General features: G+C 58.6%; 11 protein-coding genes and 3 pseudogenes. 6 read left to right on the top strand and 8 right to left on the bottom strand.

What is annotated here, in order from left to right; translation table 11 throughout:
* Positions 1–24: 24 nt before the first annotated feature.
* From sctL to IVB05_RS07730, 4 genes are read right to left on the bottom strand one after another with little or no spacing between them, the layout of a single operon-like run.
* Positions 25–645, bottom strand: coding sequence for a type III secretion system stator protein SctL (gene sctL / locus IVB05_RS07745; RefSeq protein ID WP_247783769.1), 621 nt, complete (start codon positions 643–645; stop codon positions 25–27).
* Complete coding sequence (locus tag IVB05_RS07740) at positions 642–1,274, bottom strand: nodulation protein NolU (protein ID WP_247512583.1); 633 nt, start codon at positions 1,272–1,274, stop codon at positions 642–644. Before IVB05_RS07740 ends, sctL begins: the two co-directional genes overlap by 4 nt.
* Before the next feature lie 13 nt (positions 1,275–1,287).
* On the bottom strand, positions 1,288–2,154 hold the full coding sequence (sctJ, locus tag IVB05_RS07735; protein WP_247520366.1) for a type III secretion inner membrane ring lipoprotein SctJ: 867 nt from the start codon (positions 2,152–2,154) through the stop codon (positions 1,288–1,290).
* A 9-nt stretch (positions 2,155–2,163) separates the two neighbouring features.
* The gene (locus IVB05_RS07730; protein WP_247783768.1) at positions 2,164–2,643 is read right to left on the bottom strand and encodes a nodulation protein NolB; all 480 of its coding nucleotides are present in this window, start codon (positions 2,641–2,643) and stop codon (positions 2,164–2,166) included.
* A 186-nt stretch (positions 2,644–2,829) separates the two neighbouring features.
* On the opposite strand from IVB05_RS07730, the gene IVB05_RS07725 reads away from it, so the two are divergent.
* The 4 genes and pseudogenes from IVB05_RS07725 to IVB05_RS07710 all read left to right on the top strand — a co-directional run bounded on the left by IVB05_RS07725 (position 2,830) and on the right by IVB05_RS07710 (position 5,949).
* On the top strand, positions 2,830–3,525 hold the full coding sequence (locus tag IVB05_RS07725; RefSeq protein ID WP_247512586.1) for a nodulation protein NolW: 696 nt from the start codon (positions 2,830–2,832) through the stop codon (positions 3,523–3,525).
* Between the two features lie 133 nt (positions 3,526–3,658).
* Positions 3,659–4,210, top strand: coding sequence for an ImmA/IrrE family metallo-endopeptidase (locus tag IVB05_RS07720; RefSeq protein WP_346771874.1), 552 nt, complete (start codon positions 3,659–3,661; stop codon positions 4,208–4,210).
* A 130-nt stretch (positions 4,211–4,340) separates the two neighbouring features.
* Positions 4,341–4,691, top strand: a pseudogene (locus IVB05_RS07715) (aminodeoxychorismate/anthranilate synthase component II); the annotation flags it as partial.
* 196 nt (positions 4,692–4,887) lie between these two features.
* Complete coding sequence (locus IVB05_RS07710) at positions 4,888–5,949, top strand: pyridoxal-phosphate dependent enzyme (protein ID WP_247783766.1); 1,062 nt, start codon at positions 4,888–4,890, stop codon at positions 5,947–5,949.
* 81 nt (positions 5,950–6,030) lie between these two features.
* On the opposite strand, the gene IVB05_RS07705 is transcribed toward IVB05_RS07710, so the two are convergent.
* On the bottom strand, positions 6,031–6,546 hold the full coding sequence (locus IVB05_RS07705; protein WP_247783765.1) for a hypothetical protein: 516 nt from the start codon (positions 6,544–6,546) through the stop codon (positions 6,031–6,033).
* 43 nt (positions 6,547–6,589) lie between these two features.
* Here IVB05_RS07705 and IVB05_RS07700 point away from each other — a divergent pair, with 43 nt between their 5' ends.
* Entirely contained in the window at positions 6,590–6,748 is a 159-nt protein-coding gene (locus IVB05_RS07700) for a hypothetical protein (RefSeq protein WP_247520367.1), read from the top strand.
* Between the two features lie 1,468 nt (positions 6,749–8,216).
* On the opposite strand, the gene IVB05_RS07695 is transcribed toward IVB05_RS07700, so the two are convergent.
* A complete protein-coding gene (locus IVB05_RS07695) occupies positions 8,217–8,510 on the bottom strand; it encodes a hypothetical protein (RefSeq protein ID WP_247520368.1) in 294 nt (97 codons plus the stop codon).
* A 1,975-nt stretch (positions 8,511–10,485) separates the two neighbouring features.
* On the opposite strand from IVB05_RS07695, the gene IVB05_RS07690 reads away from it, so the two are divergent.
* Positions 10,486–11,553 carry a cytochrome-c peroxidase gene (locus IVB05_RS07690; RefSeq protein WP_276578741.1) on the top strand — a complete coding sequence of 356 codons (1,068 nt, stop codon included), beginning with the start codon at positions 10,486–10,488 and terminating at the stop codon, positions 11,551–11,553.
* A gap of 74 nt (positions 11,554–11,627) precedes the next feature.
* Here the strand turns inward: IVB05_RS07690 and ltrA are convergent.
* Together ltrA and metE are read right to left on the bottom strand one after the other, a co-directional pair.
* Positions 11,628–12,444: pseudogene (ltrA, locus tag IVB05_RS43705) on the bottom strand (group II intron reverse transcriptase/maturase); the annotation flags it as partial.
* 850 nt (positions 12,445–13,294) lie between these two features.
* Positions 13,295–15,610: pseudogene (metE, locus tag IVB05_RS07675) on the bottom strand (5-methyltetrahydropteroyltriglutamate--homocysteine S-methyltransferase).
* Positions 15,611–15,620 lie beyond the last annotated feature (10 nt).

The raw sequence follows: 15,620 nt of genomic DNA, 5'->3' as shown, positions 1-15,620 counted from the left end.
TATGGTCTGGTCTCGGCGCCGTCACTATTCGCCTGCCTCATGATCTAACCCAAAGCCCAAACGCAGTGCGCGGAGCTGCGCGTCAAGTCCGAGATGGATATTGCCAAATTCGCTCCACAGCACGCATTCGTTCGCTGACAGCGCCGGATCCGGAATAATTCGGACCGCGGGCCGGTCCTCCCGTCCGTCGCACGCAGCAAATTCGCGCGTAAGCACATCAGCATCCATGGGGGACGCATGAAGGGACAGTTTCGCCCCGCCATATCTGTGCGAAATCGTGTGACGAACCGTCCTCACCAACATCTCGCCGGGATCGAAATCGCCCAATAGATCAGTTACGATGTCCATCACGAGCGCTGACAGTTCCTGCTCCAAAAGGGCCCTTCGTCGTGCCACTTCCGAGGCAGCCTGCGCGACCAGCTGTGCCATTTCCTCGGCGCCGGCCCTCACCCCCTCGGCATGGCCGCGCGCACGCTCCTTCTGATAAGCTCTGCGCGCCCAGCCGCGAACCCGCTTCAGATTGCGCTCGGCTACGGCACGCGCCTCGAGGGCGCTCTGCCAAATCTCGAGATCCCTCGCCGCTATGAGTGGCCCAAGCGGGCGGATGTGCGGAGCGACGGGCGGCACAGTTTCGTCGGCTGTCATCCCGCTGGGGCCTCCCTCGCCAATTGGGCCAACACCGGCGAAAACACTTGGCCCGCGGCATCGCGGTGTTCAGTCGCAGGATTGTCGGCGGCCGTTCCGACAGCTAGGCGTAGAAGCACGCGGCGGCAATCAAGCGTTGACGCTTCATCGAGCCAAGCGCCGAGGCAGGCATGTCCATCGTCTTCAATCCCTAGCGCGAGTTGTTGAGGATCAGCAATTAATCTGGTCGAAACCGCATGCGCTGCATGTCGGATCCCGAAAGCCTGCACCTCGGTACCGACGTGCTCGACCAGAACGGCGACATCGTGCTTTGAAATCAGCCTTGTCAGCGAACGGGCATGCCAAATGCCGCCGGCGAGCAGGGCAGCCCTGCTCGGATCATGCCCGAGGAGAAGGTCTGGCCCGAAGTCACTTCCGTTCAAGCCCATTTCATCTTCAAGCAGCAACGCTTGCAGTCTTATCTGCAGCCTAGGACTCTTCTGCAGTCGCGCCAACGTCGCGGCCGAGAGGTTCGCGTCAAGTCGCGCGGCAAGGCGGGTCGGATGAATCGTGGCAGCAAGCTTACGAATACCTACAGAGGCTAATTTCAGCGGATCATGCCGCTCGGCAGACGGATTCGGTCTCGTCATGTCGGATACCACACTACGCCGCATTAGGCTTAGTCGCTTTGCGAATCATCTCGATAGCAGAGACACCCGAGCGCCCACCAACAGCGCTAACTTTCTGAGATGATTGCCTGCGCTGACGCCCACGAGCGCTCAGCAAGACGCAGGATAGCACGCCGAATACAGACCCGCCGAGCCCCATGCCAACCGCAACCAATGGCGTTGAAATGACTCCAGATGCTTGGGCGAAACCAGCCGCAGCCGCCGGTCGCGGCTCTAGTGCGGGCCGCTCGACTGAGACGAAAACAACAGCCACCTTGTCATAGGATAAGCCCTCGATGCTGTTGGCGACGAGCATTTTAATCTGCGGCAGCAAAATTGAGAGATTTGCCCTCGAGTCATGCCGGATGAAAACCGACGCCGAAGATGGCGTGGTGTCACGTCGCAACAGGTCGTTCTTTGGCAGAACAACGTGGACGCGCGCCGAGAGGACACCATCGATATCACTGATCGTGCGAGATAATTCCTCGCTCAGCGCATAGACGTAACGGGCGCGCTCCTCGATTGGCGAAGCAATCAGACCCGCCGCGCTGAACACTTCGCCGAGACTCTTGAAAGCGTGGCGCGGCAACCCTTCGCCATTCAGCAGGTCGATTGCGGAAGCAATCTGAGTCTGCTCGACCTGGATCGTGATAGTCCCGTCCTTAGCGGCAACGCGGAGCGCATCGACCCCGTTTTTGAGGAGGACCGCAAGCATCTCATTGGCCTCACGCTCCTGAACTTTCGTGTAGAGATCGGCTTTGCAACCAACCAGGGCAAGCAGGAGCGGCAGCAGAGCCAGAAGTTGAACCCGCTTGCGGAATGGGCGCGCCTGACCGCTTTCGCGATAGATTAAACCAATCATTCGCCCCACTCAGCCCGCCGATATCAGCTTGTTCAGAGATGAACCGAGGCTACCGATGCCATTTGAAATGAGTGTTACCTGGATGGCGCTGTCAGAAACATCCTTCAAATTCGCCAACATCGCCTCGAAGTCACCCGCGCCACTGGGGGTGCCCGGCACACCTGCTTCCGCTTTGCCCGGTTGCAGCAAAAGGGGCTCCGACGCCGGCCCGGCCTCCGCACCTTTTGGAACTGCATTGACCGGATACATCGCAGAAAGATTTTGGAGGATGCGATCGCCCAGCGGGCTCGCCTGTGTTGTTGCACGCGATACCTCGGATGTCGGCGGAACGGCCGCCGCTGCCGTTACTGAAGGCGCAAGGTCTTGAACCGAAGCCGCTTGCAAGAGACTCTGCTGAAACTGGACCTGCGCGTCGACCACTGTTGCCGACGAGGCCTTGGACAGGCCTTCTAGATTGTGAGAAATCGGCGCAGCGCCTAACATCATCATGGAAAGACTCGCTCTCATCGAGATGTGATACGACCAGCCGTTCAAGCCGATTAGCGGCTTAATGTCCTAGACAGGCCAGCTGACGACAAGCTGACGAGTTCGCCCGCACATCGCCATCTAAAGATCACGTTTCGCGTTCACGTACCAAACGTACTCCTGTTAGTTTAAAGTCAAAGAGAACCATGAATGCTCATCCGATCCATAATCCCGCACGTTTTGAACGGAGTTCTGTGTGTCGCCGTTTTCGTTTCCGGCGGAATACAGATCGCGCGCGGCGCTCCCCTGTCGCTGCCCTCGACCCCTTACCGGTATACGGTTCTGGATCAGGAGCTTTCTGCCGCGCTGCAGGAATTCGGCAACAACCTCAATATTAAAGTCACCATCAGCGCCGAGGTGAAGGGTCGGATTCGCGGGCACATGCCGGACCTGCCACCGCGCGAGTTCCTTGACCATCTGACTCAGCTCTACAATCTTCAATGGTATTACGATGGGCTCGTGCTTTACGTCTCTACCGCAAAGGAAGCGCAAACTCGTCTGCTTCTCCTAACATCAATCAGCTGCGACGCGCTCAAGGCAACCCTCGATGCGCTCGCCATTTCCGACGAACGCTACATCATGAGATCGGCTCCGGGAAATGGCCTAGTCCTTGCGTCCGGTCCACCACGCTTCATCGCACTCGTGGATCAGACGCTCAATGGTCTTGTGGCGGAGGCGCAGGCGCGACCTCGCTCCGTCGAGATGCCGTCCCGGGAATCTGTGCTGATGTTATATCGCGGCGCCTCCGCGACGGTCGTTCGGGATGGGCGAACTGAAGGCCCGTACTCTTCAGACATGCCGCGCCAGGAGGGTGCCTTGCCTGCGCGAGGGCCGGCCCCAAGATGATACTGAGACGAGCTTGTTTTCGAATTCCTGTTAGCCGCGCTCCTCAATGAGTCCGTTGCGCGGGTTGTGCAGGGAGCCTGGACCGATCGTCCGATCAGACGCCGTACAAGCATGCGAGACGTGCGTCTCGTAAATCGACTCCAGACCCACAAGAATTGCCGTTGCACCACCTTGTGTTCCAGTATGGGGATGGCCGGTCGCCGTCCGTATTGAAGAAAGCGGTATTCTTGTTTCTCGTATTCACGTTCGCGCGGAAAAGGTGGATGCTTTTTCGCAATGGTCTGACCGGTTTGGCATTCCCTTCATTATGTTATCACGAGACAAGGCGAGCGCATCGAGACAGCGCCTTGATGCACTGCATGAACTCGCACACGTTTTACTTCATCGGAAGGTGACACAAGAGTATCTAAACAACCGCACGACTTATAAGATCTTGGAGAAGCATGCTGACCAGTTTGCAAGTTTTATGCTGCTTCCTGAGCGTGACTTCCTAGACGAGCTATACGCCCCAACATTGGATGGCATGCTCAGTCTTAAGGAGAGATGGGGCGTTTCGGTCAGTGCAATGATAATGCGCTGCAAGTCGCTCGACATCTTGGATGATTTGTCGGCCAAGCGCTTATGGATGATTACGCACGGCGCCGATGGCGCAAAGGTGAACCATTTGACGGTAAAATGGAAATAGAATCGCCTCACCTCATTCGGCGCTGCTTCGAAATGTTGTGTGAAGCTAATGTCCAATCCATTACCGACATCAAAAACGCTCTGCCATTCCCTCTGGAGGACTTAGAGGAATTGGCAGACCTTGAACCGCCGGCATCTGCCTCGGACATCAGTGTATTGGGAGCGTTTTCGGCGGACGCGTCGTGCGCGCAGGTCTGCATGGACGGGCCTCGCATATTAGCCATGACGGCCGGGGGCTTTTCACAGGACTCCCGTCCCCACTTTGCGTCGGCCGCTACCATTCTCTTGTCGTCGAGTTCGACGAGGTCTTCTCGCGGGATCTCATGGTGACAGCGCGTTCGGAAGAGGGCGAGGTCATGGCTCTCGCACATCGTTATCAACCAACTTACGGCCTGCCGTTTCACCCCGAATTCATACTTACGCAACGATGGCACGTGCTGCTCACAGACTTCTTACGGCTCGCAGAGACTTCCTGCCGATAAAACTCTCAGATCATTGCGCAGATGCGCATTTAAATTTGCGGAGGCGGACGCGAGCACGAAAAGGGCCTCCGCGAGAAGCGCGCGATCGAAGTCGTCGAGGGTGGTGCTCGCAGGTACAGCTGGTTATGATCGGCGGAAACAGTTGCTGTGCAACGCTCCGGCAGCAGCCGTCACCTGTAGCGGGCAAGATCAACGCATGAACAGCACCTCTTCTTCACCAGTCAATGCGATCGCAGCCGAGCTCGCCGGCCTCGATCCCGCATACGCGCCGACGCCACTCCTGAACCTTCCGGCGCTGGCGGAGCGGCTCGGAGTGGCGCAGGTGCTAGCGAAAGACGAGGGCCGCCGCATGCTCGGCAGCTTCAAGTCGCTTGGTGGCACCTATGCCGGGTTGCGTGCGCTCGCCCGGGCCTCGCGCATGCAGGTGGCCGACCTTCTCGCGGCCCGACCTAAGGGGCAGCCGACCCTGGTCTGCGCCAGTGACGGTAATCACGGGCTCGCGGTAGCTGCCGCCGCGCGCTTTGCCGGGGCGCCCGCCCGCGTGTTCCTGCACGAGGGCGTGCCGAACGCGCGCGCGCGCCGCATCGAGAATCAGAGTGCCGAGATCGTGTGGGTGCCGGGCACCTACGACAATGCAGTTGATGCGGCCGCAGCCGCGGCCTGCCAAGGCGCCGGCATTCTTGTCGCCGACACGACCGACGATCCGAACGACCCCATCGTTTGCGACGTCATGGCGGGATACGGCGTCACGGCGGCGGAAATCCGCGATCAAGTAGACTTCGCCGGCCATGGGCGTCCGACACACGTCTTTATACAAGCTGGTGTCGGCGGACTCGCCGCTGCCATCGCCGAGGGCCTCTCGGGCTGGCTGGCACCTCCGGAATGCATCGTGACGGTCGAGCCGGAAACCGCCGCGTGTCTTGCGCCCGCGCTCGCGGCCGGTCGCCCGATTCGGGTGATAGGCGATCTTCGAACATCCGCGGAGATGCTCTCCTGCGGCCAGGCGAGTGCGCCCGCCGTTGCGGTGCTCAGGCGTCACGGCGCTCGGGCCATTACCGTGCCCGAGGCGGAATTGGTGGATGCTGTTCGCGTACTCTCCGCCCATGATGGCCTCGCCACCACGCCGTCCGGTGCAGCGGGCCTGGCGGGTGCCATGGCTGCTCTCGCAGACCCGAGCCATACAAGCGATCTCGGACTCGACCGGTCGAGCCGCATTCTCGTCCTCCTCACCGAACGCGACTGGGAGGACCAAACGTGAGCAGCGCGATCTTCGCTCTTAGTTCGACTTGCATCCTCTCAGTGACGCCATGTCTGGCAGGCTCGAGGCTTCATGATTGGATCATCGGCGGTCCGTCTCCGGCTCGGGAACCAGCGGTGCGCCCCCGACGGAAACCGGCCCTTCTGGTTTAGGCGGGCGAGTGGCTCTTGTAGTCGGCTTTGAAGCGGCCTGGGCTGCTGGCGGACGAATATCTGCAGGAAGAGGCGCAGCAATGTTCTGCAGAGACTCAATTCTTGAGGTCAGGGCTGCGATTTGATCTAACATCCGTTTCAAATCGGCTTGCTGCGCATCGATGTTGCGGTTAAGCGCTGAAATCTCCTCGCTCACCTCCTGTTGCCCCGACCGAATCTCCGAAAGGGCCGCCTTGTCTTCAGGTGACAACGCCGGCATTGGGACGACTTCACGTGCCGCTGACGCCTCGATCATTCGGTCGATATGGGGCCAGTAAAATGCACCCCCAACGCATAGCCCGATGAAGACGGCGACAAATCCAAAAACCCACGGAAGGCGTCTTGATGACTTCTGCAAGACGGGCGGCAATTCCGAACCGTTCGCTTGATCAATCGCATCCATCATTCTTTCTCTCGATCTATAATGGCTCTCGTTGCCGCGATAGTAGATGACGGTCAAGAGCGTCCATGCGAAAGTACTTGGTCATGCGCAGAAAGATATCGGGAAAGATCATGCCGCTTCAGCGTCCAACACGACTCTCGTTCAACGAATCGATGTTTTACCGCGCCAACAGGCACTCGGCGCATTAACGCTGCACAGGCAATGAAAAAACGCACGATACGATCGCGGCCATAGCTCTAAGTACACTCGCGATGGCGCGGGCTCCTCCGCACTGGCGGCAATCTGCGGGGCGCACTGTCGAAAGATAAACAAGCACGCTCGCAGAAGGCCAGAAGGCGGGCTCAGCTAGCTTTTCAGATCAACTCTGCGCCCGAATGGATGGCTTTAGGCAAAGTTAAGCTAGCCGATTGAGAGATGACGAATCGCGAGCTATAAGAACGGGCGTTATCTGCGCGAGTCTAACAGCGAGCCATTTGACCAGGATCATGAGCCAGGAGCCACGGCTCCCTATGCCGGAATTTACCGGTGCATGGGCTGGCATCGCGAGATCGGCATCGCAGCGGGCCACGTCTTACCGCCACAAGGACATCATACGCACGCGGTGCATTTTTCAAGCTGACCACCCGATAGTTCGCAGACTTACTCGGAAATACAAGGAATATTGATTTTTGACGACTGAGTGGGCTTATCTTTTCGACTTTGCAAGCCTAACAGCCTGCATTGAACGCGGCGGCAATTTCGCGGCGAGCTTAGAGCAAGCGCATCAGGTGTCAGCCGTTTCATAATTGCGATGGAGTTGGCGGGGAATTCTTCGGAATGCGTGGACTTCTGATCGTTTTTGTGGCGCTTACAATAGTGTTGGCAGCACGCGGCCGGCACCAAGATAGCTTCGTGCCGCGGCTGACCGCGTCCCTGCCGCCAGTCAACGTGCCCTAGTCTTATGATCGTGGTCGAGTAGCTCGGCCATTCGGCTTTGCCCTCACAGATCCGGGCGGGCGGCTTTCCCGCACCCGGCTGTTCCCGGGGGTAACCCGCGTCATATCCGCGCCTGTGCCCAAGTGCGAGTGATGCGTGGAACGAGCAGACGGAAGCGTGCCGTCAGGGTGTCGAACTCGGACCAGCCCATGCGCCGACTTTTCTGGCTCCGCCGTCTCAGACAACGCAGCCAGGTCCGACGTACTTCGCGGTAGAAGCCGTTGAGCGCTTCGGCCGCCGGCGTATGTCAGGGTGAGCACGAACACCTGTGCCCTTCGCCGCGCGCGCATTTAGGACAGCCTTTGGTATGTCGGACGGTGCGCTCCAGCTACGAACCGCGCAGCAACTCGCCGGTGGCCGGCAGCTTGCCGACGAGCTTGTCGCGCGCTTTAACGGTTCGCTCACTAATGATCCATAAGAATGAATCAATGGCAGCCTAACCAGTCAAGCGCCGATCCGTTCGACCTTGCAGTTTTCCGCCGACCGGCCGACTCTGAATTCAGACTGCGTCCACCTAATTTGCGCTGGGAAGTAGTCTAGCGCCTTCAAGTGCCTTCGGAGTTTGGGCTCAACCTTTGTTGCGGTGTGCTCGTCTTTGAGGACGGCACACAGGCCGGAGCGGTATTCATCGTGTGGAGTTAAGAGTCGACAGTGGCTCGTCCGCCCGAGCGCTTGCGGAAATCAGCGTGAGACACGAGTCACTTCCAAAAAAGAGATTCTGGCCAATCTGTGAACTCCAATTCGAAGCTACGTAGGCCAGTGAGTTTGGTGGTGAATTTAAGGGTCTTCCCTGAAAGGGCTGCCAATGAGCCAGATGCGAACTTGAATACTGTCGTGCCGGAAGTTGCGACCGCAATGCCTTGCTCGCCTTCCATGCTAGAGAAGCCGGTCACCTCGGAGAGTTGCCCAATTGCAACTCCCTCCAGCGCGCGGTGAAATTCCAGGGACGCTAAGTATGTTCCTTTATCAGCAGCCCACTCGCTGACGGACACTGCTGTAATCCCCGCGTCACTCAAGAGACCATCCGCGATCCGGCAGCCATATTGAACCGTGAGAATGACCCGCTCGTCCCGAACTCCGACCGGCTCTCTATCGGCGGCAGTGATCGTGCACGCGTACCGCCTTGTGTCCGCAACCGCGCCCGTGCTTAGCCCGAGCAACTCGAGAGCGGAACATAATACAAAAGCGATAACGGGTCTTCTCATTCGGCTACACCTAGTCTGGAGTATCGTTCGCCTGCTCTGTACAATCTGACGCTACGGCCGATTCAAGCTTCTTCGATCGCTCTGTCGGATGAAAGCTACTCATGTGACCGCGGTGTCGCAGAAACGGGGCAATCGGTATCCCCCCCAGCGGTGGGCCTGGATGGGCGGCCCGAACGGTTTCATTATCGGCGCTCACGGTGCGCCGCGGGCCAGCACATCGGTGAACCAAGGCTGAGGGCCGACGCATTCAGCTCGGCGGCGGCCATGACGGGCGCGACGGCCCGCGGCGACGGAGCGCTACGTTCCTGACGCAGGCGCATGCGTTCTATGAGCGGACACCATTTTCCGCGCCAATGACCCGCGGCACAGGTCCCGAATTTTGCTTCACAGTGTCCATGTAAAAGGAAACGTGGTCGCTAGGAGCCGTTCAAAGGCAGATTGCCGCTCAAGCAGGCGCTCTTCGAGAACCTTACGCTCGAGATCACTTAGCTCGCTTTGAAGTCTTCTTCGACAGCGCCAAATATCATTCCGCACGTATCTGATCTCATTCAAGCGATCGTCAATCGAAGCCATCACGGACACCATATCTAGCTTGAAACAGCCATGGACACTGCGGACATGATGTAACGATCTCCTCCCAGCATGTCCTCTTGTATCGAAGTCTTTCAACGCAAGAGCACGAAGTGACCGTCGCTACCGCAGAAGTTCAGCGATTTTTGCCATCAGCGCGCAGGATTTCAAAAGCTGCCACTCGCCCGTGAGTGAGTCGAAATCGTTATCTTATTCCAACCAACACGCGGCCCGATCAGGTGTCAGGCCGGCCACTTAAGCTGGTGTCGAATGGGAGTATCTGAGTAATCGGACGGTCGTACCGTCAAACTGTGGGTAACAGATTTGAGATCGGCAATTGCCATGCCAGCGAACCCCAGGTGGGGTTCAAGACAAGCCATGTTCAGGCTTGGGGGCTCGTCTGTTACAAGCGAGTGGGATTTCGGCGGCGGCGCGCGAAGAGCCGGCCCGGATATGAGGTCGGAGAGCCTTCAGTCGGCAGGGCGAGGCGAAATCGTGAGCGATGCGCAGCGCCGGGCGCCTCGGCTCAGTGTCTCGCCGTAGGCCAGCGTAGATCTTATTACCGCCGTCCCACGTGCGGCCGGCAAGCTGGCAATTGGATCTCATCACAAAAGTTTCTGCGATGATGTCTAGCCGGGACTGGCGCTTGTCGCATCTGTGACACTGTATGTATTCATCAAGCCAAGACATCCGACGTTGTTCGGTAGCCCGGACTCGTTCTGTAACTTAATCAGCAGCTTGCATGTCAGATGCAACTGGCATGGGGGTTGCTATTGTCCAGCCGCACCGTGAGCGCTAGCGCGACCAGCGGTGTAAGACAGATACGATCAACTTCGCTGGAGCGTATTGCCCACCCAATCGCTTAATGGAGAACCGATGCGGCCACCGGACAGATTATCCTTTTTCGGCACGCTTGTTGTTGTCAGATCGGCCATCATGCCGAAGGTTGAGGCGCTAGTCTGATCTACCAATAGGAAGGTCGTGATCTAAGCTCAAAGCGAACTCGCGAATCAAATAACGGTCTGACGCCTCGTGGGCGAACGCCGGCAGCGAGCACCTCGAAATCGAACATTTGATGCAGCCTCGCTTGAAAGGATCCGGTGCATGCTGCGCCGGCCCGTTGTGGGAACGGGGTGTGGCATCGCTTTCGACTGTTTCCTTGATTAACAATCAGAACTGATGAGGCGGGTGTATGAACAAATCGATCCGGGAGCTTCGGCTTGTGGCTGAAGCATCTGTTTTGGCGATTGGGTTGCTGATGTCGTCAGGAGCTAGCGCGGACGATGATCTGATGAGAACCGCCAGGCAGATCTTCCATCCGATCCCCTCAGTCATTCCTGCGGTAAAGGACAATCCAGTCACGCATGAAAAGGTCGAGCTTGGCAAGATTCTGTTCTTCGATCCGCGGCTATCGGCAAGCGAGATCATTAGCTGCAATACGTGCCACAACCTCGGCAGCGGCGGAGTCGATGCCGGTCCGACCTCCGTCGGTCACGGCTGGAAGGTCGGCCTACGTCGAGCTCCAACCGTCTACAACGCAGTGTTCAATGCGGCGCAATTCTGGGACGGACGCGCCGCGGACCTCAAGGCGCAAGCAACTGGCCCTGTGCAGGCGAGTGCCGAAATGAATGCGACTCCGGATCGTGTGCTCGACACCTTGAACTCAATGACCAGCTATGTCGTCTTGTTCAAAAACGCTTTCCCGAACGAAGCGAGACCGGTCAGCTTTGAAAACTTTGCGAAGGCAATCGAGGCTTTTGAAGCGACTCTCATTACACCTGCGGCCCCGTTCGATCAGTATTTGGAGGGCAATACACATGCTCTCGATGATCAGCAGAAGTCAGGGTTGGCGCTGTTTATGGAGAAGGGATGCTCCTCTTGCCACAATGGAATCAATGTCGGTGGACAGGCCTACTTCCCGTTCGGCGTGATGAAGACGCCGGATGCAACCCTGCTTCCGGAAGGCGATAAGGGCCGATTCGCGGTCACCAAGGCGGTCGGCGACGAATATGTCTTCCGCGCGGCGCCGTTGCGGAACGTCGCGTTGCGAGCCCCTTACTTCCATTCGGGCCAGGTTTGGAGCCTGAAGCAAGCTGTCGCCCTGATGAGTGAAATCCAGCTCGGCGCCAAGCTTAGTGATGGGGAAGAAAACGACATTGTCGCGTTTCTGAATTCGCTAACCGGGCGCCTACCTAAGATCGAGTATCCGATACTACCCACCCGTACCAACACGACGCCAAAGCCTTCAATAGACAGATAGGATTAACAGCACCAGCTTCATGCCTTGCCGAATAGTAACAGATGCGACGCAAGAACCCGGCGTCCCGCACACGTCCTCAGCGGCTTGTCGGCAACCTTGCGTTTGATCGCGCCGCCCGGATCTGGCCAGAAGCTGTAGCCCAGGAACTTGCGACCGAACACACTGGCCACTGCGCTTTTGGTCTCGTTGACCGTCAAGCGCAGCTTGCCGTAGAGCCGCCGAAGCAGCCCATCACCCGGTCCGCCCGGCGGCTGCGAACGTAGACGTTCGCATCGTCGGCGTAACACACGAAGCAATGGCCCCGATGTTGCAGCGCCTTGTCCACTTCATCGAGCAGGACATTGGCCAGCAGCGGCGATAGCGGCCCGCCTTGCGGCGTCCCCATCGTACGCGTCTGGACCACGCCATCGTCCATGATTCCGCTGTTCAGATACGCCCGGATCAGCCGGATGACTCCGGTGTCCCCGATCCGTTTCTGAAAGCGGTCGATGAGGATGTCGTGATTGACCGGGTCAAAGAACTTTTCCAGGTCCACATCCACCACGATCCGGCGACCCGATTGCACGTATGACTGCGCCGCGAGGACGGCATCATGCGCGCTTCGACCGGGCCGGAAGCCGTAGCTGTGCTCGCGAAGGTCGGATCAAAAATGGGCTGCAGCACCTGCAGCAGCGCCTGCTGGATCCAACGATCCGTCACCGTCCGAATGCCAAGCTCGCGCTCGCCACCGTCAGGCTTGGGGATCGTCACCCGTCGTACCGGACTGGGCCGGTATGTCCCCGACAATAGGTGCTCGCGGATCGCCCGCCACGCCGTACGCAGATGTGCGACGGTCTGGTCAATGTGCAGACCGTCCCCACCAGCTGCGCCTTTGTTGGCCCGCACCCGCTTGATCGCGCAGCCCGCAGCTTCGCTCCACGCCCACACTCGGTCACCCTCGTGCAGTTGCGCTTCGCTTCGCTCGTTGTGATCAACTCGCGACGGGACTTTCACCCATAAGAGTGCGCCCATGCTGGGCGCACCACAAAAAACGCCCGGCCTCCTCGGGAGGCCGGGCGAAAGTCACGCAGGAACAACGCTGTTTTACGCATCGCACCAGCTTTCGTCGGTAGGGAGGACTACCGGCGATCGATTTACGGCGAGGGCATTCGCCGTCAAACAACGAGAAGCGGATATCACTCCGCGCGAAATCTGGAGCCGCTTGCCTTCCGCTCCTGTCGGAAACTTCGCGCCTTGTCCACCACTCGCCCGCTGTCCGGTTGGCAGGGCAGTGCCTTGATTGAGCTGGGATCCTTTGCGCAAGCGGTTTGGCTGCCGTGCCCTGAAACACAAGCGACAGTTTGCCGTCGCGCAGCAGCATTTGGCACCCCCAAACACCAACAACGCTCGATTATCTTCCGGAAGAGCGTGCCAAGGCGCCAATTTCGTATGACATTCCGTAAGGGCGGTAAAATAGATTGTTGTGATGGGACGCATCCACGCGATGGATAAATGAAAAATAGCGCTGTGCTTCGCGTCGAGCGTTAATGACTTCGGAATATGTGACCGGATCGGGCATCGCCGGCACGCTGTCCGCCGTCGGATCGAAAACCGAGCTTGTCGCCGGCTGTATGCGACCGCCTCCGCCGGCGCCGGCCGGCATTCCCAGGCGCTGGGAACTTTGGGAGCTCGCAAGGACATCGTAAGCCCCCAAAGCGCGTGCATCTTATTCACAAACGCGTTGGCGAAACGCTCCGCACCATCATGGCTCAGCCCGCAACTCGCGCGCGGCGGCCACCATATTGATGAGCGCGGGACGCACCTCCTCCCATCTTCGAGTTTTCAGTCCGCAGTCGGGATTGATCCAGAGCTGCCGATCGGAAACTCGCTGCCGCGCCAACACAATCAGCTGCTTGATTTCCGCCGCTGCGGGAATGCGCGGTGAATGAATGTCATAGACGCCGGGCCCGATCTCATTGGGATATTTTGTAGCTCTTGAAGGCCTCGAGCAATTCCATCTTAGAACGCGACGTCTCGATTGAAATGACGTCAGCATCCATTGCTGCGATCGCATCGATGATTTCGTTGAACTCGGAATAACACATGTGGATATGGATCTGAGTTCCGTCGGCGACAGCGGAGGAGCAAACGCGGGAGCTGTCCACTGCCCAATCGAGATAGTTCCTCCACTGCGATTTGCGTAGCGGCAATCCCTCCCGCAACGCAGCCTCGTCGATCTGGATCATGGTCGCTCCAGCCGCCTCAAGGTCGATGACCTCATCTCGGATCGCAAGAGCGATCTGACGGCATGTCTCGCTCCGCGAGATGTCGTCGCGGACAAACGACCAGTTCAGGATCGTCACCGGTCCGGTCAGCATAGCCTTGACGGGTTTCTTGGTCAGAGACTGCGCATAGCGCCACCATTCAACGGTCATCGGCTTCGGCCGGGAAACATCTCCGAACAGGATAGCCGGGCGAACGTACCGCGACCCATAAGACTGAACCCAGCCGTGCTTGGTGAAAGCGAATCCTAACAGCTGCTCGGCAAAGTATTGAACCATGTCATTGCGCTCGAACTCACCGTGTACGAGCACGTCCAGGCCGATATCTTCCTGCCACTGCACGGTACGGGCTGTCTCCGCTTTCAGAAGCTGCTCGTACTGCGCGTCATTCAGCGCTCCCCGCGCATGAGCCGCACGCGCATTCCGAACGTCGACCGTTTGCGGGAAGGATCCGATGGTTGTCGTTGGAAACATGGGCAATGCGACGCGACGCGCTGGACGTCGGCACGCTGGGTGAACGCACTGCGACGGCGACGCATGCTATCGTCGATCACGGCCATTCGTCCGGCGACATTCGCATTGTGGATCTCGGGCGATGTTTCGCGGGTCACGGCTGCGTCCTCCGAAAGCGCAAGTTCATCGGCCACCTCGGCAGCATGGCCGGCCAGCGCTTTGCCCAATATCGAAAGTTCCTTGATCTTCTGAACTGAGAACGCCAGCCACGTCTTCAGATTGGGATCGAGATCGGTCTCTAGCTCAATGTCGATCGGAACATGAAGCAGCGAGCAGGAAGGAGCAATCTGAACACGGTCCCTGCCCAGCTTTTTGACCATAGGGGCAAGTTGGTCGAGCAGCGCCGCAAGATTGGAGCGCCAGACGTTGCGACCATCAACGACGCCTAGCGAGACCACGAGATCTCTGCGGGCTGTGGCGACAATTGCGTCCAACTGGTCGGGTGCCCGAACCAGATCGACATGAAGCCCGGCAACGGGCAAGGCCAAGGCTGTTTCAAGATTGTCGCCGATAGCGCCGAAATAAGTGGCCAGCATGATTTTAAGGGCCGGCACAACCTCTGCGAAATGAGCATAGGCCCGGCGGACAGCCGCCCGCGACGCTTCGTCGACGTCCGTCACTAGGCATGGCTCATCGAGCTGAACCCATTCAGCACCGCGCGAGGCTAGTTCGCGGAGGACATCGACATAGACTGGGAGGAGCCGGTCAAGCAGCGACAGCGGATTGAATGCGGGATCTGCGCTTTTGCCGAGCTTCAGGAAAGTGACTGGGCCAACTAGGACGGGGCGCGTTTGGTAGCCGAGGCTTTTTGCCTCCTCATATTCCTCGATCGGCTTTCGAGAGGAATACTTAAAGATCTGATCCTGGTGAAATTCCGGCACCATGTAGTGGTAGTTGGTATCGAACCACTTCGTCATTTCCTGTGCGGCTACGCCAGGCCCATGCTGAGCGTGACCACCGTCCTGAGCGCCACGCGCCATGGTGACGTAGGTCTTGAGCGACACAGGATCTTCGGTCCAGCCGTAGACGTCGGGAATGGCGCCGACCATTACGCTGGTATCGAGCACATGGTCGTAAAACGAGAAGTCATTCGAAGGAATGACGGTCGCACCGCGGGATTTCTGCCGTGCCCAATTAGCGGCACGAAGTTTACACCCCGCCTCGAGGAGCTCGGCTTCGCTGGAGTTTCCCGCCAAGTAGCTCTCGAGCGCGAATTTGAGTCCGCGTCGTGGGCCGATGCGTGACATCCCCAGTGTGGCAACGGGAAGCGAAAGAATAGACATAGCTCAGACG

The organism is Bradyrhizobium sp. 170 (assembly GCF_023101085.1).
In the GTDB taxonomy this organism is placed as follows: Bacteria; Pseudomonadota; Alphaproteobacteria; order Rhizobiales; family Xanthobacteraceae; genus Bradyrhizobium.
Note: the sequence above shows the minus strand (reverse complement) of the source record. Positions and strands in the feature narration are given on the sequence as shown.